This is a genomic window from Pedobacter sp. UYEF25 (genome assembly GCF_054061655.1).
The window spans coordinates 367,637-393,481 of the sequence record NZ_JBSSEL010000001.1; the positions used below are offsets into that span (position 1 = coordinate 367,637).

Below are 25,845 nucleotides of genomic sequence, written 5' to 3' on the forward strand. Positions count from 1 at the left end.
AACTTTATGCCAATCGTTTCATATCATCTTCTCGCGCAATAATATGAGCTACACTTGTTTCACTTAGCACCTTTAAGGTTGCGTCTCTAACATCTATAAAAGCACTTCTAATGCCACAGGTTTTTTCGTCCTCACATTCTTCGCACTTATGATAAAAATTTAAACTGGCGCAAGGTACCATTGCAATCGGGCCGTCCGTAACTCGCATTACTTGCACTAAAAAAATATCTTCGGGTTTTTTATTTAGCGAATATCCTCCCCCCGCACCTTTCTTACTAAAAAGAAAACCTGCATTTCGAAGATCTAACAAAATTTGTTCTAAAAATTTTTTCGGAATATGCTCCTGCTCAGCAATTTTTTGAATTTGCATAGGCGGATTATCTTTGTTTTTTCCAAGTACCACAAGCGCCTTTATCGCATATTTGGTTTTTTTAGACAGCATATACTAACAAAGCTACTAAAGAAAGCCGAAAAATCTAGCAATGCTTTTTCTTCTTTTTTGTTTGTAATTTTCTCTAAGCATTCCAAACCGGTTTTATAACTCATCACAATGACCATAAAAGTTGTGTCTGCATACAATATTTACCACGCCACAAATTGACATTTGTTAAACGATTGACAATTCGCCGCATATCATTATCGATTATCTTTGTGCTTTTTAAAATTTCTCCCGCACGATGCGCAAATTAAGTCTTTTACCGCTGTTACTTTTTATAGTTTTTTATTTTCTATCAACCGCATATGCAGTAGCCGGGCTTCGTGTTTTATTTCCCGAAAGAATGTTCATTCCACTTTTTTGGGTTCTTTCTATAGGGTTGGCGGTCGCTTTGACTTTGGCCATTCTTCAGTTTCGAAAAAAACATAATACAAAATTTTTTACCATTGTAACCCACGCCTTTTTAATGTTCTTCTTGGCTGAAATCGTTTTTTCAACTTTTTTGTTGCTGGGTGATGTAGTTTGTTTACTCATCGCCTTCTCCGAGAAGATATCTAGCGGCCAATCCCATTTTGAAAGAAATTATTATTGGGTATGTTTTTGTTTGGTGATGTTGCTGCTAACAATTATTATTTTTGGATATGGAATTGTAAAAGGAAAATACGCTTACCGAGTTATTAGGCATACCCTTTATTTCGATGACTTGCCCATTAGTTTTGATGGGTTTACGATTACACAAATTTCTGATGTACACGCCGGAAGTTTTACAAAACCCAAAGAAGTTAAAAAAGGAATTGATTTAATTAACAAGCAAAAAAGCGATCTTTTCGTATTTACCGGCGATCTTGTGAACAATGTTGCTACCGAAATCGAGCCCTATATCCCTATGTTTTCAGAGATAAGGGCGGGTTACGGGAAATATTCTATTTTGGGAAATCACGATTATGGCGATTATGCAAAATGGGCGAGCTCAGCAGCCAAAACAACAAATTTTACAAGGTTGAAAAACAACCATGCAGCTTTGGGTTTTACGCTTCTTTTAGATGAACATGTCACTATAACAAAAGGTGCCGATAAAATTATTTTGGCCGGGATAGAAAACTGGGGCATTGGCTTTGGAGAACGCGGCGATTTGAAAAAAGCTTTGCAAGGAACTAATCCAAAAGATTTTAAGATTTTACTTTCTCACGATCCCTCCCACTGGGATGCAGAAGTTAAAAATTTCCCTTCAGATATTGCCTTAACTTTAGCGGGCCATACACATGGAATGCAATTTGGTATTGAGGCATTCGGCATTAAATGGAGTCCGGTAAAATACCGCTACAAACACTGGGCAGGAGTTAAGAAAGAAAACAATCGCTATTTGAATATTAACAGGGGTTTTGGATTTTTAGGTTTTTCTGGCAGGATTGGTATTTGGCCAGAGATCACAGTAATTACGCTTAGAAAAAAATAGTTGTCGCTGATAAATCCTTTTTTAGTTCTGAAGTTTTCTTACAAATCGGATAAATACATGGTTTGTGACACACTAAGACTTAAAAAATGTTTCGAAATCCAATAGATAAACAGGTTAGATTACAAATTATAACTTCGAAAGAAGTCCTCCGATTTTGATTTTAGCGTTTATTATAGCTTTATTTGCAGAAAACCTCATCAATGGCAAAAAATTTACTCATTGTAGAATCACCAGCAAAAGCAAAAACAATTGAAGGCTATTTAGGAAAAGATTTTCTAGTAAAATCCAGTTACGGCCATATTCGGGATTTGATTAAAGGAGATTCTGCCATTGACACCAAAAATAACTTTGCTCAGAAATATGAGGTACCCGCCGATAAGAAAAACGTTGTAGCCGAGCTGAAAAAATTGGCAAAGGGAGCCGAAATGGTTTGGTTAGCATCTGATGAGGATCGAGAAGGAGAAGCCATTAGTTGGCATCTGTTTGAGACGCTCGGCCTGCAAAAAGAAAAAACCAAACGGATTGTCTTTCACGAAATTACAAAGCCTGCGATTTTAAAAGCAATTGAGAGTCCAAGGGGAATAGATTACAACCTCGTATTTGCACAACAGGCAAGACGTGTATTGGATCGTTTGGTAGGCTTCGAATTGTCGCCAGTGCTATGGAGAAAAATAAAACCATCGCTTTCAGCGGGTAGAGTGCAATCTGTTGCGGTGCGTTTAATAGTAGATAGAGAGCGAGAAATTATTGGTTTTAACTCAACTGCTGCTTATAGAATTACAGCTCAATTTAATACCGGTAAAGGAAAAGAGCTAGTGAAAGCTGAGTTGCCACAACGTTTTGAAAGAGAAGCAGAAGCCGAACTTTTTTTAAAGGACTGTTTAAGTGCCGATTTTAAAATCACAAGTTTAGAAACACGACCTACGAAAAGAAATCCTGCAGCACCTTTTACCACGTCTACTTTACAACAGGAAGCCTCTAGAAAATTAGGGTTTTCTGTGGCAAGAACTATGCAGGTTGCGCAAAAGTTATACGAAGCTGGCAAGATTAGTTACATGAGAACTGATTCTGTAAATCTATCTGATACAGCTTTAGATGCGGCAGCAGCAGAAATTAAAAGTGCTTACGGAGATAAATATTTACACCATAGAAAATATAAAACTAAATCTGCCGGTGCCCAAGAAGCGCATGAGGCAATACGGCCCACTTATTTTAACCAACACAGCGTAACCGGCGATTATTCCGAGCAACGTCTGTACGACTTAATCTGGAAACGTGCTATTGCTTCTCAAATGAGCGAAGCAGCTTTTGAAAAAACAACTGCTCAAATACAACCATCTACTAGAAAAGAACATTTAGTTGCCGAAGGCGAGGTATTGATTTTTGATGGCTTTTTAAAGGTTTACTTAGAATCAACTGACGACGACGAAGAAGAAACCGACAACGGAGCTGAAAAAGAAAACAGCAATATGTTGCCACCATTAACGAAAGGCCAAACATTGCTTCTAAACGAAATGCAAGCCACGCAACGTTTCGGGCGCCCACCGGCTAGGTATACTGAGGCGAGTTTGGTAAAAAAATTGGAAGAGTTGGGCATTGGAAGACCTTCTACTTACGCACCGACAATATCTACGGTGCAGAATCGAGGTTATGTAGTTAAAGAAGATCGAGACGGAAAAGAGCGAAGCTTTACTGCGTTAACATTGTCAAACGGAGCGATAAAAAAGGAAATAAAAAAGGAAATAACAGGAGCAGAAAAGTCAAAATTATTTCCTACAGATATTGGCCAAGTAGTGAATGACTTTTTGGTAGAGCACTTTAAGGGAATTGTAGACTTTAACTTCACAGCCAATGTAGAAAAGGAATTTGACGAAATTGCCCATGGTTTACAGGAGTGGACTAAAATGCTCCATTCTTTTTATGAACCATTTCACAAAGAGGTAGAAAGTACGTTAGAAACTGCCGAACGTGCGACAGGAGAGCGTAAATTGGGTCTGGATCCAGAAACTGGGAAAAATGTTTATACCAAAGTTGGCAAATTTGGTCCGTTGGTTCAAATTGGAGAAATAGACGACGAGGAGAAACCAAAGTATGCTAGTTTAATGAAAAACCAATCGGTTTCTACCATCAGCTTGCCAGAAGCTTTAGAACTTTTTAAACTTCCTTTCAGTTTAGAACCGTTTGAGGACTTAGACATATTAATTGGTGTAGGCAGATTTGGTCCTTATGTAAAATGGGGTGAGAGTTTTATTTCACTTCCCAAAAATGAAGACCCTATGTTGGTAAACTTCGACAGGGCGGTAGAAATTATTAAAGAAAAACAAAAGACGGACGCCCCAATTGCGCAATACGATGGATTACCCGTAACAAAGGGAAAAGGCAGATTCGGGCCATTTATAAAATGGAACAGTTTGTTTATAAATGTACCCGCAAAAGGCTATATATTCGAAGATTTATCCCAATCGGATATTGACACCTTAATTTCTAAAAAGGTAGAAAAAGAAGAGAACAGGTTTATCAAAACTTGGGACGAAGAGAAAATAGCTATTGAAAACGGGCGTTGGGGACCGTTTATTCGTTTTGGAAAAGCGATGCTTAAACTAAGATCAAACCCAACAACAAAACAAAAATATACGCCAGAAGAATTAGTAGAAATTGAGTTGGAGACCGTAAAAGTGATGATTGTAGAACAAGTGCCAGACGCTTTTGAAAAGAAAAAAAAGACCCCTGCAAAAAAAACATCTACCGCAGCAAAGAAACCGGTAGCAAAAAAAGTCGTTTCCAAGAAAGCATTAGCCAAGAAAAAGTAACATAATGGATTAATGAGCAATAAATGAAATCCATCTTCCAATCCGTTTATTCTAAATACTTCGTTTTAAGTTTAGTAATTAGCATCATCACGGCTTGGTTTAGCAAAGGATTTCATCATCCCGACGAACAATTCCAAATTCTAGAATTTGCCAATTATAAATTGGGAAACAGTCCCCTATCTGACCTGCCATGGGAGTTTTCCGCCAAAATACGATCAGGTTTACAGCCATATATTGCCTTTGGTTTCATTAAGGTTTTTAATTATTTGGGTGTAGAAAATCCATTCATTTTAGCTTTTTTTCTTCGTTTAATCACAGCAGTTTGTAGTTGGGTTGTTGTTAGCAAGCTAATTCTTTTATTATTGCCTAATTTTTCGACCGAAAATGGGAAGAAGATTTTTATTTTCTTAAGTCTATTTTTATGGTTTGTGCCTTACATAAATGTTCGTTTTTCATCTGAAAATGCAGCCGCAATTAGTTATCTATTTGCTACTTACCTTCTATTAAAGCCCTACAAAAATCCATCGAAAGAAAATGTTGCGTTTTTTGTAATAGGATTATTGCTGAGCTTTTCGTTTTTTTTTAGATTTCAAATGGCTTTCGCCATAATAGGTTTGGGCTTATGGTTAATTTTTATCCACAAAATTGCTTGGCGTAAATGGTTTACATTAATATTTTCTGGATTAGTTGGGATTGTAATATGTATTTTTTTGGACAAGTGGCTGTATGGTACTTGGCAACTTACCCCATATAATTACTACGTAGAAAATGTGATAAAAGGTGTCGCCGCAAATTTTGGGGTAAGTCCCTGGTGGTATTATTTCAACTTATTTTTTTTAAAAGCGATTCCTCCATTAAGCCTAGCTATATTGTATTTTTTTGCAGTCGGAATCTACAAAAAGCCCTTACATATATTTTCGTTTGTTGCTATTTGCTTCATAGTCGGGCATTCTATAATTGGCCATAAAGAAATGCGATTTTTATTTCCAATCTGGTTTTTGTTAACCTATTTAGCTGCCATTGGTTGTGACTATTATTTTAAGAATTATAGCGTAAATACACTTGTCAAGTATGGTTTAGTTTTTTTAGCAGTAATAAATGGTTTACTACTGTTGTTTAGAACATTTTTTCCTGCCCAAGAAGCGTTAGATTGCTACAGTTATGTTTACAAGCACTTTAGAAATAAACCTGTAACCATATATTGCGTTAATGAATCTTTGTACAGCTTGGCCGGAATTAAAACTAGTTTCTACAAGCAGAAAAACGTTACTGAAATCGTGTTTGACAACGAGGCTAATTTATCATCCGAACTGGAAAGAAATCATTTTGATTCCGTTTATGTATTTAAGAAAAAAGCAGAATTAGGCGCCGAATTGAATAAGTACAAAAGCGAACGGATTTATAGCGTCTATCCGGCGTGGGTTTTAAAGTTTAACATCAGCAATTGGCAAGATCGAGCAAATATTTGGAGTATCTACTTGATTCATAACAAAAAGAAAAATCTCATTAACTAAAAAAAATCTATATTGAAAGCGGATTTACCTGAAAATACAGTAGAAGAAATTGGAATGGCTGTGGTATTAATGAGTGAAACGCCCGAAGTAAAAAACTGGACGGTTTATTTGATAAACCTAAAACACATTGAGATCAATAACGTATTGATAAGTTCTAAAGGTTACGGTGATAAGAATGGCAAGCCAGTTAAAACATCTGTTTTGCGCCACTTTTTAGGGGATATAAAAGCCCAATCATTTAAAGGTGTCGAAGCGATAGATACGGAGGTGTTCGGTTTAACAAACGAATATTGGTTAAGTTATTATGTTAATGGTACTATTTACGATAAAAAATTTATCTTTCTGCCGGAAAGCATCGTAGACGAAAATTTGATAAAAATACCGTTAGTTAATAAACCCGGTGTAATGATTAAATAGCTTTTTATGGATTATATATTCATTTAGCAGCGAAATCTACAGCGACATGCAGTTGACCCTTTTTACCAGAATTAAACAAATTACATACGCTAATATATTACAAGACTATGAGATATATCTTTTTGCCCGGCTTATTTTTACTCCCAATATTTTTAAGTTCGATTTCAGGATTTGCCCGAACAACCAGAACTCAATCTGACTTTGTGTACACAATAAAAAACAGTTCGCACAAGCACAATAAACTACTTAACGCAAGCAATGCTCTTATTGACGCTGGCGGTGCAAGAAAATGGTTGTTTCCTAAATCAGATCTTCAGCCTGCAGATTCGGTTAATGTCATTGCCGAAAAAACTTTTGACGCGTGGTACACTCAATATCATATAGAAACTTTTAAGGGATTTTGGGATAGGGCTGAAATGATGGAAATAATTTTGGATTCCTATGAAGTAACCAAAGACAGAAAATACCTAACGAAGTTTGATGCCATGTACAAAAATTTTCTGTCTCAGCATACAGGCGACTGGATGTATAACAAGTTTAACGATGACATTGCCTGGGCCGCGATCTCTTGTGTTCGTGCATATCTTCTAACCGGGAATAAAGTCTATTTAGAAAAGAGTAAAGATCAGTTTGATAAAATGTACGCGCGGGCTTTTACCAATAAGTATGGCGGCGGCTTAAATTGGTTTGAAACTAAAACCTCTAAAAACGCTTGTATTCAGGGGCCTGCTATGGTTGCTTCGTGCTACCTAGCAGAAGCCACGGGCGACAAAAGTTACTACGATAAAGCAATTGCTTTGTACAGCTGGTCTAAAATATATCTTTTTGATGCTTCTACTGGTAAAGTAAACGACAATATTAATCTTGATAAAAAAACAGGTCTAATTAAAACGGGCACTTGGAGCTCTACCTATAACCAAGGTACATTTTTAGGAGCAGCAGTAATGCTTTATAAATATACAGGCGAAGCAAACTATCTTCAGGATGCTGAGCGTATTGCAAATTATACGAAAGATAATATGTATGAAGGAAAGACGATGAATAACGAAGACGGCGGAAACGATTTACCCGGTTTTAAAGGGATTTTTGCACGTTACGCACGGATGTACACTATCGAAACCAAAAAAACTGATCTTGTTGATTGGATGCTGCTAAATGCAAAAGTTGCTTATAACAATAGAAATTCGCTAGGTTTAATACATACAAAATGGGCGACAAAAACCCCAGAGGATAAACCTAAATCGGCTTTTGGATCGTCGACAGCTGTGTCGTTAATTATGAATACCCTACCGTTTGAAAAATTAATTAAAAATTAAAGGCATAGCAATTTTAAATTACCAAGCATACGGTTTAAAGATCTTTGTCGATTGCAGAGAGATCGCTTCTAGCTGACTTACTGTTAGAACTGATTTTCATTTTGGTTTATCGTTCCGTCGCTATTAAAAAACCGAGCAATCTTTTCTTCTGTCAAAGCATCTTTATACATTTCGGGCGCATGATGCGGTTTTTTTCTGGCATCGATAATTAGAGAGTCCAGACATCCCCAATGTTTATCCGTTATAAATTCGCCAACTCCGTAAATGTCTGCTGCAGGATTACTTCGCGTAAAAGTAACCCACACAAAATTGTTAGTAGTCTTTGCAGCAAAAACAGGATTATCACATAACACAATTAATGGCCATGTTGCCAAATCAATTTTTGAGAGCTGTTGTTTAATTTCTTCAACTTGGAATAGTGTATCCTCTGCATCTTTATAGGTACCAGGAAAGACCATAAGTATACCTGGCAATGCTACAGAAATTTCATTTTTGTCGGAGAAATGGCTAAGATCAGCTGCACTCAATTTTTTACCCAAATCGCGCCTAGCGTCGCCAACAGCCGCAAAAACAACCTTTGATCCGCTATTAAGTCCGTCACCACTATAATCGAGCGTATCTATCGTAGTGTTTGTATAAAAATGAATGTCGCCTTTCATATCTATTCGCTCCAACATGTGTTTTAAAAATCCTGCAATATCTGAGGTGCTGAGCCTTTCGTCATCCTCACGTGCGGCGATAAATACATATTTAGCTAAACTCAACTGATTTTTACCCAAAATTTGGTTGGCAATTGTCAAAACCTCTTGTGGCTTTTTATGCTTCAGATAAGGTGTGTACCTCTCGCTACCGATCGCAAAAAGCAATGGATGAACTCCGGCTGCATCAACTGCATTTATTTCCTTCAAACCGGCAATTTCTTGTGGAATGGCTGCTCCCGTTATTTCATGTATCAAAGCTCCAAAACTTGTATCTTCTTGCGGAGGTCGGCCGACAACAGTAAACGACCAAATGGCGTTCGGTTTATGATACACGTTGTGCACCTTCATCAATGGGAATAGATGTTTTAAGCTATAGTAACCCAAATGATCTCCGAAAGGACCCTCGGGTTTGTTTTCTCCGGGATAAACAGTTCCAGTGATGACAAAGTCTGCATCGGCAGAAATGCAAAAACCTTCATCATCATAGAAATACCTAAACCTCCTATTGCCTAAAGCGCCTGCAAAGGTCAACTCAGACAAGCCCTCGGGCAGCGGCATTACTGCTGCTAAAGGATGTGATGGCGGTCCCCCAACAAAAATGCTCACTTTTAAGGGAATTCCCGCCTTGTTGGCTTTGGTTTGATGAATACCAATTCCTCTGTGCAACTGATAATGAAGTCCAATCTCTTTGTTTAATTCGTACTCATTTCCTGCCAATTGAATGCGATACATCCCGAGGTTCGAATGGAAAACACCAGGTTTGTCGAAGTCTTCGGTATACACTTGGGGCATGGTTACAAAAGGACCTCCATCTTTTGGCCAATTTACAATTTGAGGTAATTGATCTATGGTGGTTTTTAGGAAACGCTTTTTTGCTGCATTAGATCGCATTGGAAGAGCACTAAGTGCAGTTAGCGCGGAGCCAACATATTTAAAAGGTTTTTTAATCGCCTCCATCGGGTCATTTCGAAGCGTAACAAGTTGTTGTACTTTGGGAAGAGAATCTCTAAAAATAAATTTAGATCTTTCTAAGGTCCCAAAAAGGTTAGATACAGCAGGAAACGGACTTCCCTTAATTTTCTCAAAATAAATTGCGGGTCCTTGGTTCTCAAAAACCCTTAAATGGATGGCAGCCATTTCTAAGTTTGGATCCACCTCACGTTTTATCCGAATCAGGTGTCCGTTTTTTTCGAGATCTTCGACGCAAGCCGCCAAACTGCTATAGGCCATTTTTAGTTTTTTGAGATTGAATAGATTTAAAAAAGCCACAATAAATTCAGTTCATCGAAACCAAAAATTATTGTGGCAGTTAAAGTTAATTAATAATTATTTTTTCCCGGCAAAAGAACGCAGCATCCAAGTGTTCTTTTCCTTAAATTGCATAAATCTGTTTACCATGTCGTTAGTTCCATCGTCTCCGACTTTGGCTGTTTCCTCAAGTAGATTTCGTTCTAGTTCTATCAAGTTCGACATGTCGTCCAATAACACGTCAACCATTTCCAGATCCTTCATGCCTATTGTTTTGCTTTCTTTAATAGAAGCCTCAGAAATATAATCGCTGAAAGTACTATGTGGTGGTTTACCGAGTGTCAACACGCGTTCAGCTATCTCGTCTATAGTGACCTGGGCATTAGTGTATAGCTCTTCAAATTTTATATGTAACGTAAAGAAGTTTTGCCCTTTTACATTCCAGTGGCAACCCCTCAACTTTTGATAATGCACTTGATAATTTGCTAAATAGTCATTTAACATATCCACTACCGGTTTAATCTTATTCTCCTCTAAACTAATTTCTTTCGCGTTCATATTTTATTGTATTTATTACTACCTATTTAACCGAGAAGCAACCATAAAGTTTCACTGAAATGACCACATTAAGCAATACGTTAAATGTATGACCGTTTACTAACAATAACAGGGCAAGAAACAAAAACAGATTATTAAGTTCATTGATAATTGTTTTAAACAAATTAAATTGACACTTGTGCCCAAAGTGCCTCAACTATTATTCGTATAATTGCCAACAGTGATCAGAAAATCCAAATAAAATAGATGCAAAAAGTATATTTATCTGCCGTTATTCTATTCCTTATTAGCGCCTTAAATTTCCAAATTGTTAACGCAAAATCGTCCGCAGATTCTATTGGCGTAGAAAATATTAACGGTTTAAAAGTAATTATTTATCAAGCTTCGGTAAAAGAGACTTACTATTCTATTGCTAGGAGATTTAATGTTTCCCCAAAAGATGTACTAGTTTATAACGACAATAAGTTTTTAAAGGTTGGAACCATCATCAGAGTACCGACAAAGATACCGTTTAATAGCATGGACAAAAATGCAAACAACAGTGTTGCAAACTCAGCTTATTTTACCTACACGATCGCACCGAAAGACAATTTAAACTTTTTAGCCGAGAAATACGGCACTACGATAGATAACCTCAAAGAGATAAATGGCCTATCTAAAACTACTTTAAGTATAGGACAAATAATTAAAATACCTCTTACAGATAAAGCGAGAATCCTGGGTGACGCCGCCGCCCCCCAAGAAGTTGCAACTTCGCCAACAACTTCCATGGCTGATAACAATTCAGTGCAAGATGGTTCAGTGCACATTGTTAAGCCTAGGGAATTTTTAAATAAAATAGCGGACAATTATGGAACTACGGTAGAAGACATTAAGAAACTCAACAATTTGAGCAGTAGCCATCTACAGATTGGGCAAAAGCTTAAGATTCCAGTGACCAAGGTTATAGATGATAAAAGTATAGATAATATCGCAGACGCTGTTGGCGGACAAGATACCGCTGAGAAAGAAGTAGCAGGCACTCACAAGGTACTAGCAGGTGAAAATATTTTTACGTTAGCTAAGAAATTTGGCGTTACGGCCTATCAAATCAGAAAAGCAAACAACCTCGACGATAATAACCTGCAAATTGGGCAGTTAATTAAAATTCCGTCGAATATTGAAGTTGACGAAGTAATACCTGTCGAAAATAAAGTTGCTAAAGTGGTTCCAGATGATCCATCAGCATTGAGCTCGTTTGAATATGTTGTTGCCAGTGGAGATGATATTTATAGCATTTCTAAGAAGTTTAATCTGACCACATACCAGATTAAAAATACAAATAACATAAAAAACAATGACCTTGTTATTGGACAAAAAATCATCATACCGAAACCTCCAGAGCCACAATCGGTCAATCAAGCATCTATTGAAGACCAAAAAGAACACCCAGATAGTTTAACCTTAAAAGACCCAAAGTTGAGGAGAGATCCAAGTGTGTATGGTCTAAATCAAGTGGAAGAGAAAGGCACTGGCGTTTGGATTGCAGACCAAGATTTAGATGGTTCTAAAATGTTGGTTCTTCATCGCTCCGCACCAATCGGTACGGTGATAAAAATTACAAATCCTATGACTAATATTTCTACTTTTGCAAAAGTGGTAGGAAAGTTTACAGAAAATGAATCTACGAAAGATGTAATCATCGTGATGACTAAAGCGGTAGCAGATTCGCTCGGGGCTCTAGACAAGCGATTTTTGTGTGACTTAATGTATAGTGCTCAATGAGTTTAAAAGAAAAACCCTTTATAGTAGGAATAGCGGGCGGAAGTGGTTCTGGAAAAACATTTTTTTTAAATGCATTTCTTCATCATTTTAAACAAGACGAAGTGACCTTGGTTTCTCAGGATGATTACTACATCCCTGCAGGGGAGATGAGCCAAGAAGAGAACATGTTATATAATTTTGATCTTCCGAGCACCATTGATAGTCAACAATTTTTAACAGATATAAAGCAGTTAATGGGCGGTGGAGTTGTGTACAAGAAAGAGTACAACTTTAACAATCCGCTTGCTGTAGTAAAAATTCTTGAGATTAAATCTGCCCCGATCATCATCGTGGAAGGGTTGTTTATTCTTCATTTTAAGGAAATTGCCTCACTTATAGATCAACAGATTTTTATTCACGCAGATGAAGAAGTTGCGCTTCAACGTCGTGTTAGAAGAGATGGTTTAGAGCGCGGATATCCAGAAGCAGATGTACTTTATAAGTGGAACAACCACGTGGTACCAGCTTATAAACAGTTTTTGCTTCCATATAAGCCGACCTGCGATAAGTTAATTATGAATAATACAGACAGTGCTGATGAAATTATTTCAATTACTGAAAACATTTCTAAAGAATTGAAGGAAAAGATTTTTAAACGCTAAGGTTTTGCGAATTACGCATCATATTTTCAAAATTTCATTTCTGGTATTTCCCCATCTATAATCAGTTTTCCTGCTGTAGCGGCCTTAATTTGGTTAACACTAACTCCTGGCGCTCTTTCTAACAATTGAAATCCGCCTTGCGGTAAAATTTCTAAAACGGCGAGCTCAGTTACTATTTTTTTAATGCACTTTACCCCAGTTAATGGCAGTGTACATGTTCCTAAGAGTTTGCTTTTCCCCTCTTTATTTACATGTTGCATGGCAACGATGATGTTTTTTGCGGAGGCAACTAAATCCATCGCGCCGCCCATACCCTTAACCATTTTTCCAGGAATTTTCCAACTTGCAATGTCTCCATTTTCTGCAACTTCCATCGCTCCTAAAATAGTTAGATCTACTTTTTGGCTTCGAATCATTCCAAAACTCATGGCAGAATCAAAAACTGATGAGCCGGGCAAAGTGGTTATGGTTTGCTTACCCGCGTTAATCATATCTGCGTCCTCTTCTCCATCTATTGGAAATGGCCCCATACCTAATAATCCATTCTCTGATTGTAGAACCACATTTATTCCTTTTGGTAAATAGTTAGCCACCAACGTTGGAATCCCAATACCCAAATTTACATAGTAACCATCTTTAATTTCTATCGCAATGCGCTGTGCTATTTGTTCTTTGGTTAAAGCCATATCCGTCTTGTCGTTTTTACAGTTTTTGTGAATGTTCAATAGTTCTAGCAAAAATCACCAAAATTAAAATCCTAGATATTTTGTGGAGCGCGCAATCTAACTCAACCTTATTCAAGTTTTCTAGTGGTGCGCTGCTCAATTCGCTTTTCGTAATCTTTGCCTTGAAAGATTCGATGGACGTAGATGCCAGGGGTATGAATTTGATCTGGATCCAACGCACCCGCCTCTACCAATTCTTCTACTTCGGCGATGGTAATTTTGCCCGCCATTGCCATAATAGGATTGAAGTTTCTGCTCGTTCCTCTAAATATTAAATTGCCTGCCGTATCTCCTTTCCACGCTTTTACAAGGGCAAAATCTGCTTTAAAGGCATACTCCATTAGATATTCCGTACCATCGAACGTTCTAGTTTCTTTACCAATGGCTACTTCTGTGCCCACGCCAGCAGGAGTGTAGATCACTGGCATACCATATCCGGCAGCCATGCATCTGGTTGCCAACGTTCCTTGCGGAACGAGTTCAACTTCCAGCTCACCGCTTAATAGTTGCCGTTCAAATTCAGCATTTTCTCCAACATAGGAAGAAATCATCTTTTTTACTTGTCGTTGTTTCAGCAACAAGCCAATACCAAAGTCATCTACCCCCGCATTATTTGAAATACACGTTAAATTGTCGATTTTTCTATTAACCAAGGCCGTTATACAATTCTCTGGGATGCCGCATAAACCGAATCCTCCAAGCATTATTGTAGAACCGCTTTCTATATCCTTTGTTGCCGTTTGGGCATCCTGTACCACTTTGTTTATCATAAGATACTTTGGTTATGTGGCTAAATTACAAAATTGCGATGATGTTATAAAGGAAACTTATCTACTGGGTCAGTAAATTCCGATGCGATGCAAAAGAGTTCTCGAAACAATTTACATCTCTAATTTATCATAAAGACTTATCACCTTTTTTCTAAGCTTATTAAGTTCTTCCTCCTGCAACAGCAATTCTCTCTTTGCAGCATTGAGTTCGTCGTTATGCGCTATTTGTTGACTATCGACGCCAAATATTTCTCCAGGAGCTGTCTTTAAGACTTTGCAAATCTGGATGAATCTAGAAATATTCAAATCAGTCTGACCACTTTCAATTTTGCAATAAGCAGGCGCAGAAATGGTCAACAATTTAGCCATAGCGGCTTGGCTAAGGCCTAAGTTAGTCCTTTGCTTTTTAATTTTTGAACCAATGTCTCCTAATTCCTTTCCCATTTACAACCTCAAAAACTCAAGAAAAAATATTTAATGCTGGTTAAACCTCCTTGATGAACTGAGCTGCTACCCATTTATCTTGGCTTTTATGGTCAACGAAATTAAGGCCATACTTCGCACACTCCACCTTTATCATCTCTAAATCTGGATTTAGATAGAACCCACTAAAGAAAATTCGACCATGATTAGCTAAGACTTCTGCATAACGTGCAATTTGATCTAGAAGAATATTCCGATTGATATTGGCAAAAATTAACTCAAAAATACCTTCAGGAATAACCTCCTTGCCGCCACAAATGGATGTAATGTTGGTTATGAGGTTTAATGTGGCATTCTCTTTTGTGCTTTCGTAACAAACCTCATCATAATCAATTGCGGTTAAATGTTTCGCTCCCACTTTTGCGGCTAGGATTGCTAAAATTCCTGTGCCACATCCCATATCTAAAATTGTCTTATCTTTAATGTCCGCAGCTATAATGTATTCCATCATCATGGTAGTAGTTTGATGATGCCCAGTACCGAAAGCCATTTTTGGATCTATAATAATCTCATACGGATAGGACGGCTGTGGTTTATGGAATGATGCCCTTACGTAGCAAACATCATAAATAATAAGTGGCTCGAAGTTTTTTTCCCACTCCAAATTCCAGTTTTCCTCCGCAACGTCTTCAATTTCATAGCTCGTAGTAAAGTCGGTTTCACAGTTAGCAACAACCACTTTTAGTTTTTCATATACAAACTGATCTTTTATAACATATGCTATAAAACCATTTGCCGTTTCTTCGAAAGCATCAAAACCAATATCAGCAAGATCGTTGACAAACAAATCTTGCTGATAATCTTCGATTTTGTCGAATTGAAATACTACTTTGATGTACTGCATTTAGCTATTGAATACACTTATGATGTCTGTAAAATCTCTAGATTTAAGAGATGCACCCCCAATTAAACCGCCATCAATGTCCTTTTGCGAAAAAAGTTCATTTGCATTTTTTGGATTACAACTTCCGCCGTATAAAATGGAGGTATCATCCGCCACATTAAACCCGTAGTTGGCTTCAATCTCGCTTCTTATAAAGGCGTGGATGTCTTGTGCTTGCGCTGGGGTGGCCGTTAGTCCGGTACCAATAGCCCAAATTGGCTCGTAAGCAATAGTGACTTTAACAAAATCAACTTCTGCGAGACTGAACAGACCGTGAAATAATTGTTTCTTTAACACCTCGTAATAACTTCCATTATTGCGTTCATCTAATGTTTCCCCAATACAAAATATGGGCTTTAGATCGTTTTCTAACGCTTTCTTAGTTTTTGTAGCAAGCAATTCATCGCTCTCAGCAAAATATTCTCTCCGTTCTGAATGGCCGATAAGTACGTATTCGGCACCAGTAGACTTGACCATTTTGGCGGAAATTTCACCCGTGTAAGCGCCGCTGTCTTTGTCGCTAATGTTTTGTGAGCCAATTTTAACTTCGGTACCACCCAACTTCGCTAAACTATTTAAATGAATATAAGGAGGGCAAATTACCACAATCTGATCGCCTTTGCGTTCATCTTTAACCATATTTACAATCTCACTAAACAAAGAAACGCCTTCATTATAATCTAAATTCATTTTCCAGTTGCCTGCAATAATTTTCTTTCTCATTTCATCGGTTTTAAGCTGTAGTAATGTGTTGGATACCTCATTGAAGATTAACAGTCTACAGCATTTTATCGTTAAGTATTAATTAAATTTCCTAAATCGTCTGGTCTGTTCAAACACGTGATTCATGATGTCTTCTTCCAAGTTGTCAAAAGTCATTGCTCTGCGTTTAAAAACTTTTTCGGCAGTCTCTACCATCTTCCTTAGACTATATTCTTCTATCTTAGAAGCGCCACCCCAAGAAAAATCCGGGATAAAATTCCTTGGAAAACCGGCACCAAATATGTTGGCCGCTACACCTACTACTGTGCCTGTGTTAAATGTTGTATCTATTGCGCATTTAGCATGATCTGCCATAATAAGGCCACAAAATTGCAAGTTAGTATTTCGAAAACGTTCAGTTGTATAGTCCCAAAGTTTCACATCAGCATAATTATTTTTTAAGTTGGAGTTATTGGTATCGGCACCCAAATTACACCACTGCCCCAATACTGCATTCCCTAAATAACCCTCATGACCTTTTGAAGAATAACCCCAAATAACAGCGTTATTCAATTCTCCTCCAACCCTACTGTGAGGACCAACTGTAGTGCCAGGATATATTTTTGTACCCATTTTTAACGACGAATGTTCACACAAAGCAAAAGAGCCGCGCACCGCACTAAGCTCCCAAATTTGTGAATTTCTACCCAAATAGATGGGACCTTGCAAACTGTTAAAAATCGAACATTCTGCCGTTGCACCTTCTTCCACGAAAATATTTTCACCCAAAAATGTGTTGGTATTGCTTAACTTAGCAGAAGTCCTTCCTTTAGCTAAAAGCTTAAAATCGACGTTAATTTCTGAAGCGTTATTTGAAAATATATCTTCAGGAAAGCGGATTTTTAGAAAATCTTTTTCGAACGGGATTTGCTTTAAGTCTGTTTTAGGATTAAAATTATCTTGACTAAAGGAGGTTGCCTTGTAAGCGATTATTACATCTCCCTTTAATAAAACTTCACCGTTCAAAAGTTGATCAACAGCCTCTAAAAGCGCTTGATTGGGACAAATTGATCCATTTATAAAAGTATCTGCTCGCTGATGTCTTAAAAATTTATGCGAAAGATAGCTTTCAGTAACAAAACCAAATTCAGCATTGAAATACTTAACCCATTTTTCTGCTATCGTAAGTATGCCAATTCTCAAATCGGCCACTGGGCGCGTAAAAGTGAGAGGATTTAAAGTTTCCCAACTATCGTCATCAAAAAAATTGATTGTCATAAGCAGCAAAAATAAAAAAAGTCCGCTGTTTTTAACACGCGGACTTTAAAAAATATTGTAAGTGCTAGAAATTATTTCTTGGCATAACGAGTTTTAAACTTATCGATACGACCTGCAGTATCTACCAATTTCATTTTACCAGTGTAAAACGGATGAGAAGTGTTAGAAATCTCCAATTTGTACAAAGGATATTCGTTTCCATCTTCCCATTTAACGGTTTCTCTTGTTTCTACACAAGATTTGGTTAAAAAAGCATGTTCGTTAGACATGTCTTTAAAAACAACAGGTCTGTAAGTAGTTGGGTGCAAATCTTTTTTCATGATAATATCTTTTAGTTATTTGTGTGAAAAAATTAAGACCTTTTTTGCAATTTGCTGGCAAAAACGGCTATAACGCTTTCCATTAATATTTCTATTTTTAGAGGTTGCAAATATACCTAATCATTTCCAAAAAAGCAATGATTTGTTAAAAATAAATAATTGAATCCCGTCCTAAAGCAAGCCTCTTTTTCTCAACATCGGCTTGATGTCTGGTTTATGACCTCTAAAATCGAAGAACATTTTATTATAGTCTTCTGTGTTTCCTTTAGATAAGATCATATCTCTAAACCGCTGACCATTTTCGCGCGTCAACCCACCGTGTTCTTGAAACCATGAAAAAGCATCGTTTTCGAGCATAGACGTCCAAGTGTAGGCATAATAGCCTGCGCCATAACCGTTGCTCCAAATGTGTAGGAAGTAACTGCTCCTATATCTCGGCGGTACTGCGTTTAAATTTAAATTTGTTTTAGCCAAAGCGTTCTTTTCAAATTCATTTACATTTTGCAGCGGACTACCTGCCGGCAGCGTATACCATTGCATATCTAGTGTAGATGCAGCTAAAGCCTCGGTAAAAGCATATCCCTCATTAAAAGTACTTGCCTTTTTTATTCTGTCTAGTAAATCTTGTGGCATAGCTTTTTCTGTTTTGTACTGAATGGCGTAGTTTTTTAACACTTTTGGATCAGACGCCCAGTGCTCATTAAATTGCGAAGGAAATTCAACATAATCTCTGGCCACATTTGTACCCGAAACACTTTCATATTGTTGATTTCCAAACAAGCCGTGCAGCGCATGTCCAAACTCATGGAACATGGTAATAACATCATCAAAACTCAATAATGCGGGTTCACCATTTGTAGGTTTAGCAAAATTACAAACATTATAAATTACTGGTTTATGCCCAAATAATTTAGATTGAGGGACAAGATTACCCATCCAAGCGCCACCACTTTTATTGTCTCTTTTGAAGTAATCGCCATAAAAAAGTCCAAGTTGACTGCCATCTTTATCAAATACGTCAAAAACGCGAACATCTTTTTGATATACTGGTAAATCCTTACGCTCTTTAAAAGTGATACCATAAAGCTGATTTGCCGCATAAAATACACCTTTCTCTAACACTGTATTTAGCTCAAAATATGGTTTAATCTCCTTTTCGTCTATGTTGTATTTAGCTTTTCTAACCTGTTCCGCATAGAAATTCCAATCCCAAGGCTGCACTTTAAATCCACCTTTTTGCGTGTCGATTAGACTTTGAATGTCTTTCTCTTCTGCCTTAGCTTTTGCAGTAGCTGCAGGCACCAGGTCTTTTAAGAAAGCGTTAACTGCTTCTGGCGTTTTAGCCATTTGATCTTGCAATTTCCAAGCTGCGTAATTCGCAAAACCCAAAAGCTTTGCTTGTTCGCCACGAATTTGTGCGAGGCGAGAAATTGTCTTTCGGGTATCGTTGGCATCGTTCATTTCTGCACGGTTCCAAGCCTTATTAAATAATTTCTCTCTTTCGCCCCTATTGGACATATCTTGCAAGGCAGATTGTTGCGTGGTGTTATCTAATCCCTTACCGGCCGCTAACAACTTATTGCTAAACTGAGTGGACAGCGTAGCATCTTCCTTATTTAAGGTTTTCAATTTTGCTTTATCTCCATCTGATAAGCTGGCGCCAGCTAAAGTAAACCTTTGATAATAAATATCGATCAAGCGTAAAGATTCTGCATCCAATTTACTAGAAGATTTGCCATCATATACGGCTTTAACTCGTGCAAATAATTTGCTGTCTAAATAAATTGCATCACTATTTGCCGATTGCTTCGGGGCAATGTTTTCTTGAAGTTTCTGAAGTGTAGGGTTTGTATTTGCGCCTGTTAACAAACCAAAAACACTGTTTACTCTACCTAAATATTGGCCACTTTTTTCTATACCTAAAATAGTATTCTCGAATGTCGGTGCTGCAGGATTGTTTTTAACAGCGTCTACTTCTTGCTGTTGCTGTTTCATGGCAGCGTCAAATGCAGGCGCAAAATCGCTGTCCTTTATCTTATCGAAGTCTGGCGCTTCTAAAGCAAGTTTGCTTGGCTTCGCAAAAACATTAGAGGTATCTGACGCATCCGAAGATGCATTTTTAGTAGTCTTTGAATTGTTACAGCTCGTTGATTCAGCAACAATAACGACCAGTGACAAGTAGAAAATAATTTTTTTCATGATTAATATTCTTAATTTTTCTAAGTGTTAAACAGAATAAATATACACTATTATAAAACTTTTCGGTTGTAAAAATTCGCATTCTAAAAACCAACAAAATCTATGTTTTTCCAACGATGATGGAACGAAACTTTAAGGTCAATAAGTGGATTAATACTCCTAAAAAACACTTTGCCAGCATACAAACCCACGTTAAAGCGAGCAATTAGCACGGTTACAATGTACCGAACTGTTATGGAGAACAACAGAATTTAAAGATGAATAACGTCCATTCGTTCGATGCTTTTAAAAGATTAAACCCACTTAATCTCTTGGCAAAGTTCTATCAACACACCGTTGGTGCTTTTAGGGTGTACGAAGCATATCATTTTATTGTCTGCTCCTTTTTTTGGCAACTCACTCAGCAACACAAAACCATCGTTATGTAAGCGTTCCATTTCGGCCAAAATATCATCCACCTCAAAAGCGATGTGGTGGACGCCTTCTCCCTTTTTTGCCAAAAATTTTGCTATTGCACTATCTTGGGATGTAGCTTCCAAAAGCTCAACTTTATTTTCACCAATTTTAAAGAAAGCGGTATTTACTTGCTCACTTTCAACCTGTTCTGTCTTGTAACAGCCTGCATTAAACAGTTTCTGATAAATATCTATTGCTTGCTCCAAGTCGTTTACCGCAATGCCAATGTGTTCTATTTTTTTCATTACTTTGAAGGTTGGTTAAATGTAAAAATGCTGGCTTAAGCCTTGCCTAGCGGCATGAATAATTAATGTTCGAAAACTTTTTATGTATCTTTGTTTTGCAAAATTAAGAGAACAAAATGAAACAGCCGATATATTTAGATAATAATGCAACTACCCCTTTAGATCCACGAGTGTTGGAGGCTATGTTACCTTATTTTAATGAAAAATTTGGTAATGCTGCTAGCCGAAATCATGCATTTGGATGGGTAGCCGAAGAGGGCGTTGATTATGCCCGCGAGCAAGTTGCAAAATTAATTGGCTGTACAGAAAAAGAAGTTATTTTTACTTCAGGAGCAACCGAGGCCGATAACTTAGCCATTAAGGGTGTTTTTGAAATGTATAAGGAAAAAGGCAATCACATCATTACTGCGGTTACAGAGCATAAAGCGGTTTTAGATACTTGCAAGCACTTAGAAAAAATCGGTGCAAGAGTTACCTACCTTGGTGTTAAAGAAGACGGCCTGATAGATCTAGTCGAATTAGAAGCTGCGATGACTCCAGAAACCATATTGGTTTCTATTATGTATGGAAACAACGAAATCGGTGTGATTCAGCCTATAAAAGAAATATCTGCCATTGCGCACAAACACGGCGCATTATTTATGAGTGATGCCACACAGGCCGTTGGAAAAATTCCTGTGGATGTAAATGCAGATGGAATTGATTTAATGGCTTTTACAGCTCATAAAATGTACGGTCCAAAAGGTGTTGGCGCACTTTACGTGCGTAGGAAAAATCCAAGAGTTAAAGTTACTTCTCAAATGGATGGTGGCGGTCACGAACGCGGAATGCGCTCTGGCACATTGAACGTTCCAGGCATCGTTGGTTTAGGTAAAGCTTGTGAGCTTTGTAGGCTAGAGATGGAAAGCGAATCTAAACGTTTATCTCATTTACGCGATAAATTAGAAAGCACGCTTAACAAGATGGAAGAAAGCTATGTAAATGGAAATACTGCACATAGATTACCGCATGTGGCAAACATTTCTTTCAAATATGTAGAAGGTGAGGGATTGATGATGGCAATGAGCGATTTGGCCGTTTCGTCTGGTTCTGCTTGCACCTCTGCTTCTTTAGAACCGTCTTATGTATTGAAGAGTTTAGGTCTTTCTGATGATCTGGCGCATTCTTCAATCCGTTATGGTTTGGGAAGATTTACTACAGAAGAAGATATTGACCACGCGATAGCAATTACGGAGAAAGCTGTATACCATTTAAGAGAACTTTCTCCATTATGGGAAATGTTTAAAGAAGGAATAGATTTAAGTAAAATAGAATGGGCAGAACATTAATCTGCCCAGCGAATTAATGGCTTGAAAGTTAAAATTCAAAAGTTCAGAGTTAAAAGTTGAAAGTTATCAGTCAGGATGCCAAAACATTCCATATGAGCTGTAAAATGTAAACCATAACTTGCAACCTATTACCCTATTATCTAAAAATAAAAAATCACCTTCGCATAAGGATTTAAAAAAATAAAACATGGCATATTCAGAAAAAGTAATAGATCATTACAACAATCCACGCAACGTGGGAACATTAGACAAAAGCGATAAAAATGTAGGCACTGGTTTAGTTGGTGCTCCAGAATGTGGCGATGTAATGCGCTTGCAAATTGAGGTTGGCGCCGATAACATTATTACAGATGCTAAATTTAAAACTTTTGGTTGTGGATCAGCAATTGCTTCTTCTTCGTTGGCCACAGAATGGTTAAAAGGAAAGACAATTGATGAAGCATTAACCATCGATAATATGGACATTGTAGAAGAGTTGGCTTTACCACCAGTGAAAATCCATTGCTCAGTGTTGGCCGAAGATGCAATTAAGTCTGCCATTAACGATTATCGCACTAAAAACGGTTTAGAAGCATTTGTTTCTGAAAAAAGTCACCATTAAAAAATTAGCAAAATATAAGTATTAAGTTTGAATTTCTTCGAATTTGATGATCGATCGATACTTGATACAAACTAGTTGATATTAATTATTAAACATTGACATTATGATAACCATAACAGATAAAGCGAAAGAAAAAATAAGTCATTTGATGCAAGATGCAGCAATGGGCGAGGACTATTTCATAAGGGTTTCTGTGAAAGGGGGCGGTTGTTCTGGCCTTTCTTATAAGCTAGATTTCGACAACGAAGTCAAAACAGGCGATCAGTTTTTCGAAGATCGAGGAATTAAAATTGCACTAGAAATGAAATCCTTCTTATATTTAGCAGGTACGGAATTGGACTTTACGGAGGGGTTAACTGGAAAGGGCTTTAATTTTATAAATCCGAATGCGAGCAGAACCTGCGGCTGTGGAGAGAGTTTTTCAGTTTAAGATTAATATAAACTTTTTAAAAGCTTCGAATTATCGGGGCTTTTTTTTTTGCCAGTTTTTATCTAAAACTATTTTAATATAAATCAGTTAACCTAGTTAATTAATGTAAAATCTCACACCAAATCTGGTTTAAATGTTAGGCTAAAATTAACTAATATTGTGATTTAAAACTTTACAGTACCATTTTTATGTCTTTAATAACCGAATATTCTACCGTCCCAACCCTATTACGTAACGTAGTAGCACATATCCACCCCGCTAGCGAAACCTTTTTATTGGCAAAAAATGGAGATGATTGGAAGGAAATTTCGTTTGAGGAAACTTTGAAGAAAGCCGACGCAGTTTCTGCCTATTTTTTAGAAAAAGGAATAAATAAGGGAGACCGCTTGGGATTAATAATAGAGAATTCGCCAGAGTACGTGTATTTTGATCAGGGCATACAGCAAATAGGTGCCATAAATGTATCAATTTACCCAACACTTTCAGAGAAAGAAACCGAATACATCATCAACGATTCTGGAATTAAAGCGTTACTTATTGGCACCAGTTTTTTGTATAAAAAGGTTTTAAAACTCATTTCTAATGCAAAGTCAATTGAATACTTAATTCCAGCGTTCGCGGAGTACGAGGCTATTGAGGTGCCGAAAGGTTTGAATGTAGAAATCATCGCCTTTGCGGACATATTAGCGTTAAAACACCAAGTTACCCCATCTGAACAAGCGGCGATAGACCAGTGCAGGAAGTTAGTGATGCCAAAAGATATTTCATCGCTAATCTACACCTCGGGAACTACTGGTACACCTAAAGGCGTGATGTTAACACATAGTAATTTTGTTGAAAATGTAAAAGTTTGTCTGGAACAAATTCCTGTAATTAATAAAGATGAAACCTTTTTATCATTTCTTCCGCTTTCTCACGTATTCGAGCGTACTGCCACTTATCACGTTTGTTGTACGCAAGGGTGCAAAATTGCTTTTGCTCAAAGCCTAGAGCTCTTAGCAAAAAATATGGGAGAAGTGAGGCCAACGGTAATGAGCTGCGTTCCGCGGTTGTTGGAACGTATACACGATAAAGCAATCAAATCGGCAACCTCAAATGGGCGCGCAAAAGCAAAAATATTTAACTGGGCGTTGGATGTTGGAAAAACTTATCGCAACACGCTGGAAAGTGATCACAGACCCGGTTTTCTGCTAAGCGCTAAAAAAGCTGTTGCAGAAAAGCTTGTTTTCGGCAAAATAAAAGAGAAAACGGGTGGTCGATTAAAATTTATGATCTCTGGAGGTGCGGCATTACCCAAAAACGTTGGAGAATTTTTTGGAGACTTGGGAATTGTAATTTTAGAGGGGTTTGGATTGACAGAAACCTCCCCAGTCATGTCGGTAACAGAGTTCCATCGGCAAGTTTACGGCACGGTAGGCAGAATAATTCCGGGAATTGAAGTAGCTATACAGAATATTGAATCGAAATTATTTGTAACCAACCAGACGCATGAAAGTTTTGCCCCAGACTTTGAATGCGAAGAAGGAGAAGTGATTGTACGCGGCCACTGTGTTATGAAGGGCTATTTCAACAAGCCTGCAGAGACCGCCGAGGCAATTGACAGAGAAGGATGGTTTCACACGGGCGATATTGGGAGGTTTTATAAAGGAAACTTACAAATTACAGATCGTTTGAAGAATATGATTGTAAATGCGTATGGAAAAAATATTTATCCAACACCTGTGGAAAATATTTATCTGAAAAGCCTTAAAATCGACCAGTTGTTCTTAATTGGCGATAAACGCGAATTTATCACAGCCATCATCATTCCTAATAGAGAGACACTTCAAGAAACTTTTAAGTTACAAAACAACTTTTTCGAACAAGATAATACATTCATCGAAGATCCTGAAATCATGGCTTGGATGGAAACAGATATTAAAAAAATATCGACCGAACTGGCAAAATTTGAGCGCATAAAAGCGTTCAAAATAAAACGTCTACCCTTTAGTATAGACGAAGGAGAAATTACGCCGACATTAAAAGTTAAACGCAAGGTAGTGGAAAGCAAATACTCTAAAGATATTGGCAGCATGTACAAAAATTCTACGGATACAGATTGAAATCCGGGATATGGAGATTTAGAATTTCGATGAGCGTAAGTGAACAATGGTCAATGTCGTTCACGTTAACCATATTTTCCATTTTCAGTTATTGGGCGTTCCCCAAAAAAGGGTTACGCTTTTCGTTTCAATCTTTCTGCTCATTTCTCTCAAAAAGGATTTTCCCTGCAATCGTTAACCGCATAATGGACTTTGCGTCTAAACGCTGAAAATAGAAATAAATTTTTATTATGGAATTTGGAGATTCGATGATGAGAGAAATGCGCTAAAAAACGCTATCGCCTCCGGATCAGATCGCTAAAATCATAAGTTAAATTCTAATTCAGTATATATTTCAATACGATTTAAATGATTTAGGCGTTCACCGAACACCTGCCGTACATCACGTCAAAGCAATATCGGCTCACCAACCAAATTGAAAACATAAACAGTTTAAAAATTAATGCAGATACAAAAACTTAA

General features: G+C 37.4%; 23 protein-coding genes. 11 read left to right on the forward strand and 12 right to left on the reverse strand.

The annotated features are described in order from the left end of the window. Nucleotides 1-4: 4 nt before the first annotated feature. On the reverse strand, nt 5-442 hold the full coding sequence (locus ACVWYG_RS01430) for an RrF2 family transcriptional regulator (protein WP_457268342.1): 438 nt from the start codon (nt 440-442) through the stop codon (nt 5-7). A 337-nt stretch (nt 443-779) separates the two neighbouring features. Between ACVWYG_RS01430 and ACVWYG_RS01435 the strand changes: the two genes are divergently transcribed. The 5 genes from ACVWYG_RS01435 (at nt 780) to ACVWYG_RS01455 (ending at nt 7,949) form a co-directional block, all read left to right on the forward strand. Then, nucleotides 780-1,892: a metallophosphoesterase gene (locus ACVWYG_RS01435; RefSeq protein ID WP_457268343.1), complete on the forward strand. Its 1,113-nt coding sequence runs from the start codon at nt 780-782 to the stop codon at nt 1,890-1,892. Nucleotides 1,893-2,092: 200 nt separating this feature from the next. Next, nucleotides 2,093-4,702, forward strand: coding sequence for a type I DNA topoisomerase (gene topA, locus ACVWYG_RS01440; RefSeq protein WP_457268344.1), 2,610 nt, complete (start codon nt 2,093-2,095; stop codon nt 4,700-4,702). 23 nt (nt 4,703-4,725) lie between these two features. Then, nucleotides 4,726-6,216: a hypothetical protein gene (locus ACVWYG_RS01445; protein WP_457268345.1), complete on the forward strand. Its 1,491-nt coding sequence runs from the start codon at nt 4,726-4,728 to the stop codon at nt 6,214-6,216. Between the two features lie 12 nt (nt 6,217-6,228). Further along, complete coding sequence (locus ACVWYG_RS01450) at nt 6,229-6,633, forward strand: hypothetical protein (protein ID WP_457268346.1); 405 nt, start codon at nt 6,229-6,231, stop codon at nt 6,631-6,633. 107 nt (nt 6,634-6,740) lie between these two features. Further along, nucleotides 6,741-7,949 carry a glycoside hydrolase family 76 protein gene (locus tag ACVWYG_RS01455; RefSeq protein ID WP_457268347.1) on the forward strand — a complete coding sequence of 403 codons (1,209 nt, stop codon included), beginning with the start codon at nt 6,741-6,743 and terminating at the stop codon, nt 7,947-7,949. 83 nt (nt 7,950-8,032) lie between these two features. Here the strand turns inward: ACVWYG_RS01455 and ACVWYG_RS01460 are convergent, their stop codons facing one another. Continuing rightward, nucleotides 8,033-9,880: a UbiD family decarboxylase gene (locus ACVWYG_RS01460; RefSeq protein WP_457268348.1), complete on the reverse strand. Its 1,848-nt coding sequence runs from the start codon at nt 9,878-9,880 to the stop codon at nt 8,033-8,035. A 96-nt stretch (nt 9,881-9,976) separates the two neighbouring features. Then, on the reverse strand, nt 9,977-10,456 hold the full coding sequence (locus ACVWYG_RS01465; RefSeq protein WP_457268349.1) for a Dps family protein: 480 nt from the start codon (nt 10,454-10,456) through the stop codon (nt 9,977-9,979). Between the two features lie 246 nt (nt 10,457-10,702). Here ACVWYG_RS01465 and ACVWYG_RS01470 point away from each other — a divergent pair, with 246 nt between their 5' ends. Both ACVWYG_RS01470 and ACVWYG_RS01475 read left to right on the forward strand, forming a co-directional pair. Then, a complete protein-coding gene (locus ACVWYG_RS01470) occupies nt 10,703-12,220 on the forward strand; it encodes a LysM peptidoglycan-binding domain-containing protein (protein WP_457268350.1) in 1,518 nt (505 codons plus the stop codon). Continuing rightward, entirely contained in the window at nt 12,217-12,861 is a 645-nt protein-coding gene (locus ACVWYG_RS01475; RefSeq protein WP_457268351.1) for a uridine kinase family protein, read from the forward strand. Before ACVWYG_RS01470 ends, ACVWYG_RS01475 begins: the two co-directional genes overlap by 4 nt. Nucleotides 12,862-12,887: 26 nt before the next feature. On the opposite strand, the gene ACVWYG_RS01480 is transcribed toward ACVWYG_RS01475, so the two are convergent. The 9 genes from ACVWYG_RS01480 to mce form a co-directional block, all read right to left on the reverse strand. Continuing rightward, the gene (locus ACVWYG_RS01480; RefSeq protein ID WP_457268352.1) at nt 12,888-13,547 is read right to left on the reverse strand and encodes a 3-oxoacid CoA-transferase subunit B; all 660 of its coding nucleotides are present in this window, start codon (nt 13,545-13,547) and stop codon (nt 12,888-12,890) included. Nucleotides 13,548-13,654: 107 nt separating this feature from the next. After that, nucleotides 13,655-14,356, reverse strand: coding sequence for a CoA transferase subunit A (locus tag ACVWYG_RS01485; RefSeq protein ID WP_457268353.1), 702 nt, complete (start codon nt 14,354-14,356; stop codon nt 13,655-13,657). A gap of 111 nt (nt 14,357-14,467) precedes the next feature. Beyond that, the gene (locus tag ACVWYG_RS01490) at nt 14,468-14,800 is read right to left on the reverse strand and encodes a helix-turn-helix domain-containing protein (protein WP_457268354.1); all 333 of its coding nucleotides are present in this window, start codon (nt 14,798-14,800) and stop codon (nt 14,468-14,470) included. A gap of 40 nt (nt 14,801-14,840) precedes the next feature. Further along, complete coding sequence (prmA, locus tag ACVWYG_RS01495) at nt 14,841-15,683, reverse strand: 50S ribosomal protein L11 methyltransferase (protein ID WP_457268355.1); 843 nt, start codon at nt 15,681-15,683, stop codon at nt 14,841-14,843. Continuing rightward, complete coding sequence (gene tpiA, locus ACVWYG_RS01500; RefSeq protein WP_457268356.1) at nt 15,684-16,445, reverse strand: triose-phosphate isomerase; 762 nt, start codon at nt 16,443-16,445, stop codon at nt 15,684-15,686. A 78-nt stretch (nt 16,446-16,523) separates the two neighbouring features. Beyond that, nucleotides 16,524-17,702: a putative sugar nucleotidyl transferase gene (locus ACVWYG_RS01505; protein ID WP_457268357.1), complete on the reverse strand. Its 1,179-nt coding sequence runs from the start codon at nt 17,700-17,702 to the stop codon at nt 16,524-16,526. Nucleotides 17,703-17,773: 71 nt separating this feature from the next. Then, nucleotides 17,774-18,022 (reverse strand): type B 50S ribosomal protein L31, encoded by a 249-nt coding sequence (locus tag ACVWYG_RS01510; RefSeq protein ID WP_457268358.1) that lies wholly within the window; start codon nt 18,020-18,022, stop codon nt 17,774-17,776. 171 nt (nt 18,023-18,193) lie between these two features. Next, on the reverse strand, nt 18,194-20,221 hold the full coding sequence (locus ACVWYG_RS01515; RefSeq protein ID WP_457268359.1) for a M3 family metallopeptidase: 2,028 nt from the start codon (nt 20,219-20,221) through the stop codon (nt 18,194-18,196). A 293-nt stretch (nt 20,222-20,514) separates the two neighbouring features. After that, nucleotides 20,515-20,922 (reverse strand): methylmalonyl-CoA epimerase, encoded by a 408-nt coding sequence (gene mce / locus ACVWYG_RS01520; protein WP_457268360.1) that lies wholly within the window; start codon nt 20,920-20,922, stop codon nt 20,515-20,517. 116 nt (nt 20,923-21,038) lie between these two features. Here mce and ACVWYG_RS01525 point away from each other — a divergent pair, with 116 nt between their 5' ends. From ACVWYG_RS01525 to ACVWYG_RS01540, 4 genes are all read left to right on the forward strand, one after another. Beyond that, nucleotides 21,039-22,250 (forward strand): IscS subfamily cysteine desulfurase, encoded by a 1,212-nt coding sequence (locus tag ACVWYG_RS01525; protein ID WP_457268361.1) that lies wholly within the window; start codon nt 21,039-21,041, stop codon nt 22,248-22,250. 187 nt (nt 22,251-22,437) lie between these two features. Continuing rightward, complete coding sequence (gene iscU / locus ACVWYG_RS01530; protein ID WP_457268362.1) at nt 22,438-22,851, forward strand: Fe-S cluster assembly scaffold IscU; 414 nt, start codon at nt 22,438-22,440, stop codon at nt 22,849-22,851. Nucleotides 22,852-22,954: 103 nt separating this feature from the next. Further along, nucleotides 22,955-23,281: a HesB/IscA family protein gene (locus ACVWYG_RS01535; protein WP_457268363.1), complete on the forward strand. Its 327-nt coding sequence runs from the start codon at nt 22,955-22,957 to the stop codon at nt 23,279-23,281. Between the two features lie 188 nt (nt 23,282-23,469). Further along, complete coding sequence (locus tag ACVWYG_RS01540; protein WP_457268364.1) at nt 23,470-25,383, forward strand: AMP-dependent synthetase/ligase; 1,914 nt, start codon at nt 23,470-23,472, stop codon at nt 25,381-25,383. Nucleotides 25,384-25,845: the final 462 nt, after the last annotated feature.

What these genes read in the sequence shown, in the direction of transcription:
- ACVWYG_RS01430 (WP_457268342.1), bottom strand. Translation starts at nt 442, where the DNA reads ATGCTGTCTAAAAAAACCAAATATGCGATAAAGGCGCTTGTGGTACTT.
- ACVWYG_RS01435 (WP_457268343.1), top strand. Translation starts at nt 780, where the DNA reads ATGTTCATTCCACTTTTTTGGGTTCTTTCTATAGGGTTGGCGGTCGCT.
- topA (WP_457268344.1), top strand. Translation starts at nt 2,093, where the DNA reads ATGGCAAAAAATTTACTCATTGTAGAATCACCAGCAAAAGCAAAAACA.
- ACVWYG_RS01445 (WP_457268345.1), top strand. Translation starts at nt 4,726, where the DNA reads ATGAAATCCATCTTCCAATCCGTTTATTCTAAATACTTCGTTTTAAGT.
- ACVWYG_RS01455 (WP_457268347.1), top strand. Translation starts at nt 6,741, where the DNA reads ATGAGATATATCTTTTTGCCCGGCTTATTTTTACTCCCAATATTTTTA.
- ACVWYG_RS01460 (WP_457268348.1), bottom strand. Translation starts at nt 9,880, where the DNA reads ATGGCCTATAGCAGTTTGGCGGCTTGCGTCGAAGATCTCGAAAAAAAC.
- ACVWYG_RS01465 (WP_457268349.1), bottom strand. Translation starts at nt 10,456, where the DNA reads ATGAACGCGAAAGAAATTAGTTTAGAGGAGAATAAGATTAAACCGGTA.
- ACVWYG_RS01470 (WP_457268350.1), top strand. Translation starts at nt 10,703, where the DNA reads ATGCAAAAAGTATATTTATCTGCCGTTATTCTATTCCTTATTAGCGCC.
- ACVWYG_RS01475 (WP_457268351.1), top strand. Translation starts at nt 12,217, where the DNA reads ATGAGTTTAAAAGAAAAACCCTTTATAGTAGGAATAGCGGGCGGAAGT.
- ACVWYG_RS01480 (WP_457268352.1), bottom strand. Translation starts at nt 13,547, where the DNA reads ATGGCTTTAACCAAAGAACAAATAGCACAGCGCATTGCGATAGAAATT.
- ACVWYG_RS01485 (WP_457268353.1), bottom strand. Translation starts at nt 14,356, where the DNA reads ATGATAAACAAAGTGGTACAGGATGCCCAAACGGCAACAAAGGATATA.
- ACVWYG_RS01490 (WP_457268354.1), bottom strand. Translation starts at nt 14,800, where the DNA reads ATGGGAAAGGAATTAGGAGACATTGGTTCAAAAATTAAAAAGCAAAGG.
- prmA (WP_457268355.1), bottom strand. Translation starts at nt 15,683, where the DNA reads ATGCAGTACATCAAAGTAGTATTTCAATTCGACAAAATCGAAGATTAT.
- tpiA (WP_457268356.1), bottom strand. Translation starts at nt 16,445, where the DNA reads ATGAGAAAGAAAATTATTGCAGGCAACTGGAAAATGAATTTAGATTAT.
- ACVWYG_RS01505 (WP_457268357.1), bottom strand. Translation starts at nt 17,702, where the DNA reads ATGACAATCAATTTTTTTGATGACGATAGTTGGGAAACTTTAAATCCT.
- ACVWYG_RS01510 (WP_457268358.1), bottom strand. Translation starts at nt 18,022, where the DNA reads ATGAAAAAAGATTTGCACCCAACTACTTACAGACCTGTTGTTTTTAAA.
- ACVWYG_RS01515 (WP_457268359.1), bottom strand. Translation starts at nt 20,221, where the DNA reads ATGAAAAAAATTATTTTCTACTTGTCACTGGTCGTTATTGTTGCTGAA.
- mce (WP_457268360.1), bottom strand. Translation starts at nt 20,922, where the DNA reads ATGAAAAAAATAGAACACATTGGCATTGCGGTAAACGACTTGGAGCAA.
- ACVWYG_RS01525 (WP_457268361.1), top strand. Translation starts at nt 21,039, where the DNA reads ATGAAACAGCCGATATATTTAGATAATAATGCAACTACCCCTTTAGAT.
- iscU (WP_457268362.1), top strand. Translation starts at nt 22,438, where the DNA reads ATGGCATATTCAGAAAAAGTAATAGATCATTACAACAATCCACGCAAC.
- ACVWYG_RS01535 (WP_457268363.1), top strand. Translation starts at nt 22,955, where the DNA reads ATGATAACCATAACAGATAAAGCGAAAGAAAAAATAAGTCATTTGATG.
- ACVWYG_RS01540 (WP_457268364.1), top strand. Translation starts at nt 23,470, where the DNA reads ATGTCTTTAATAACCGAATATTCTACCGTCCCAACCCTATTACGTAAC.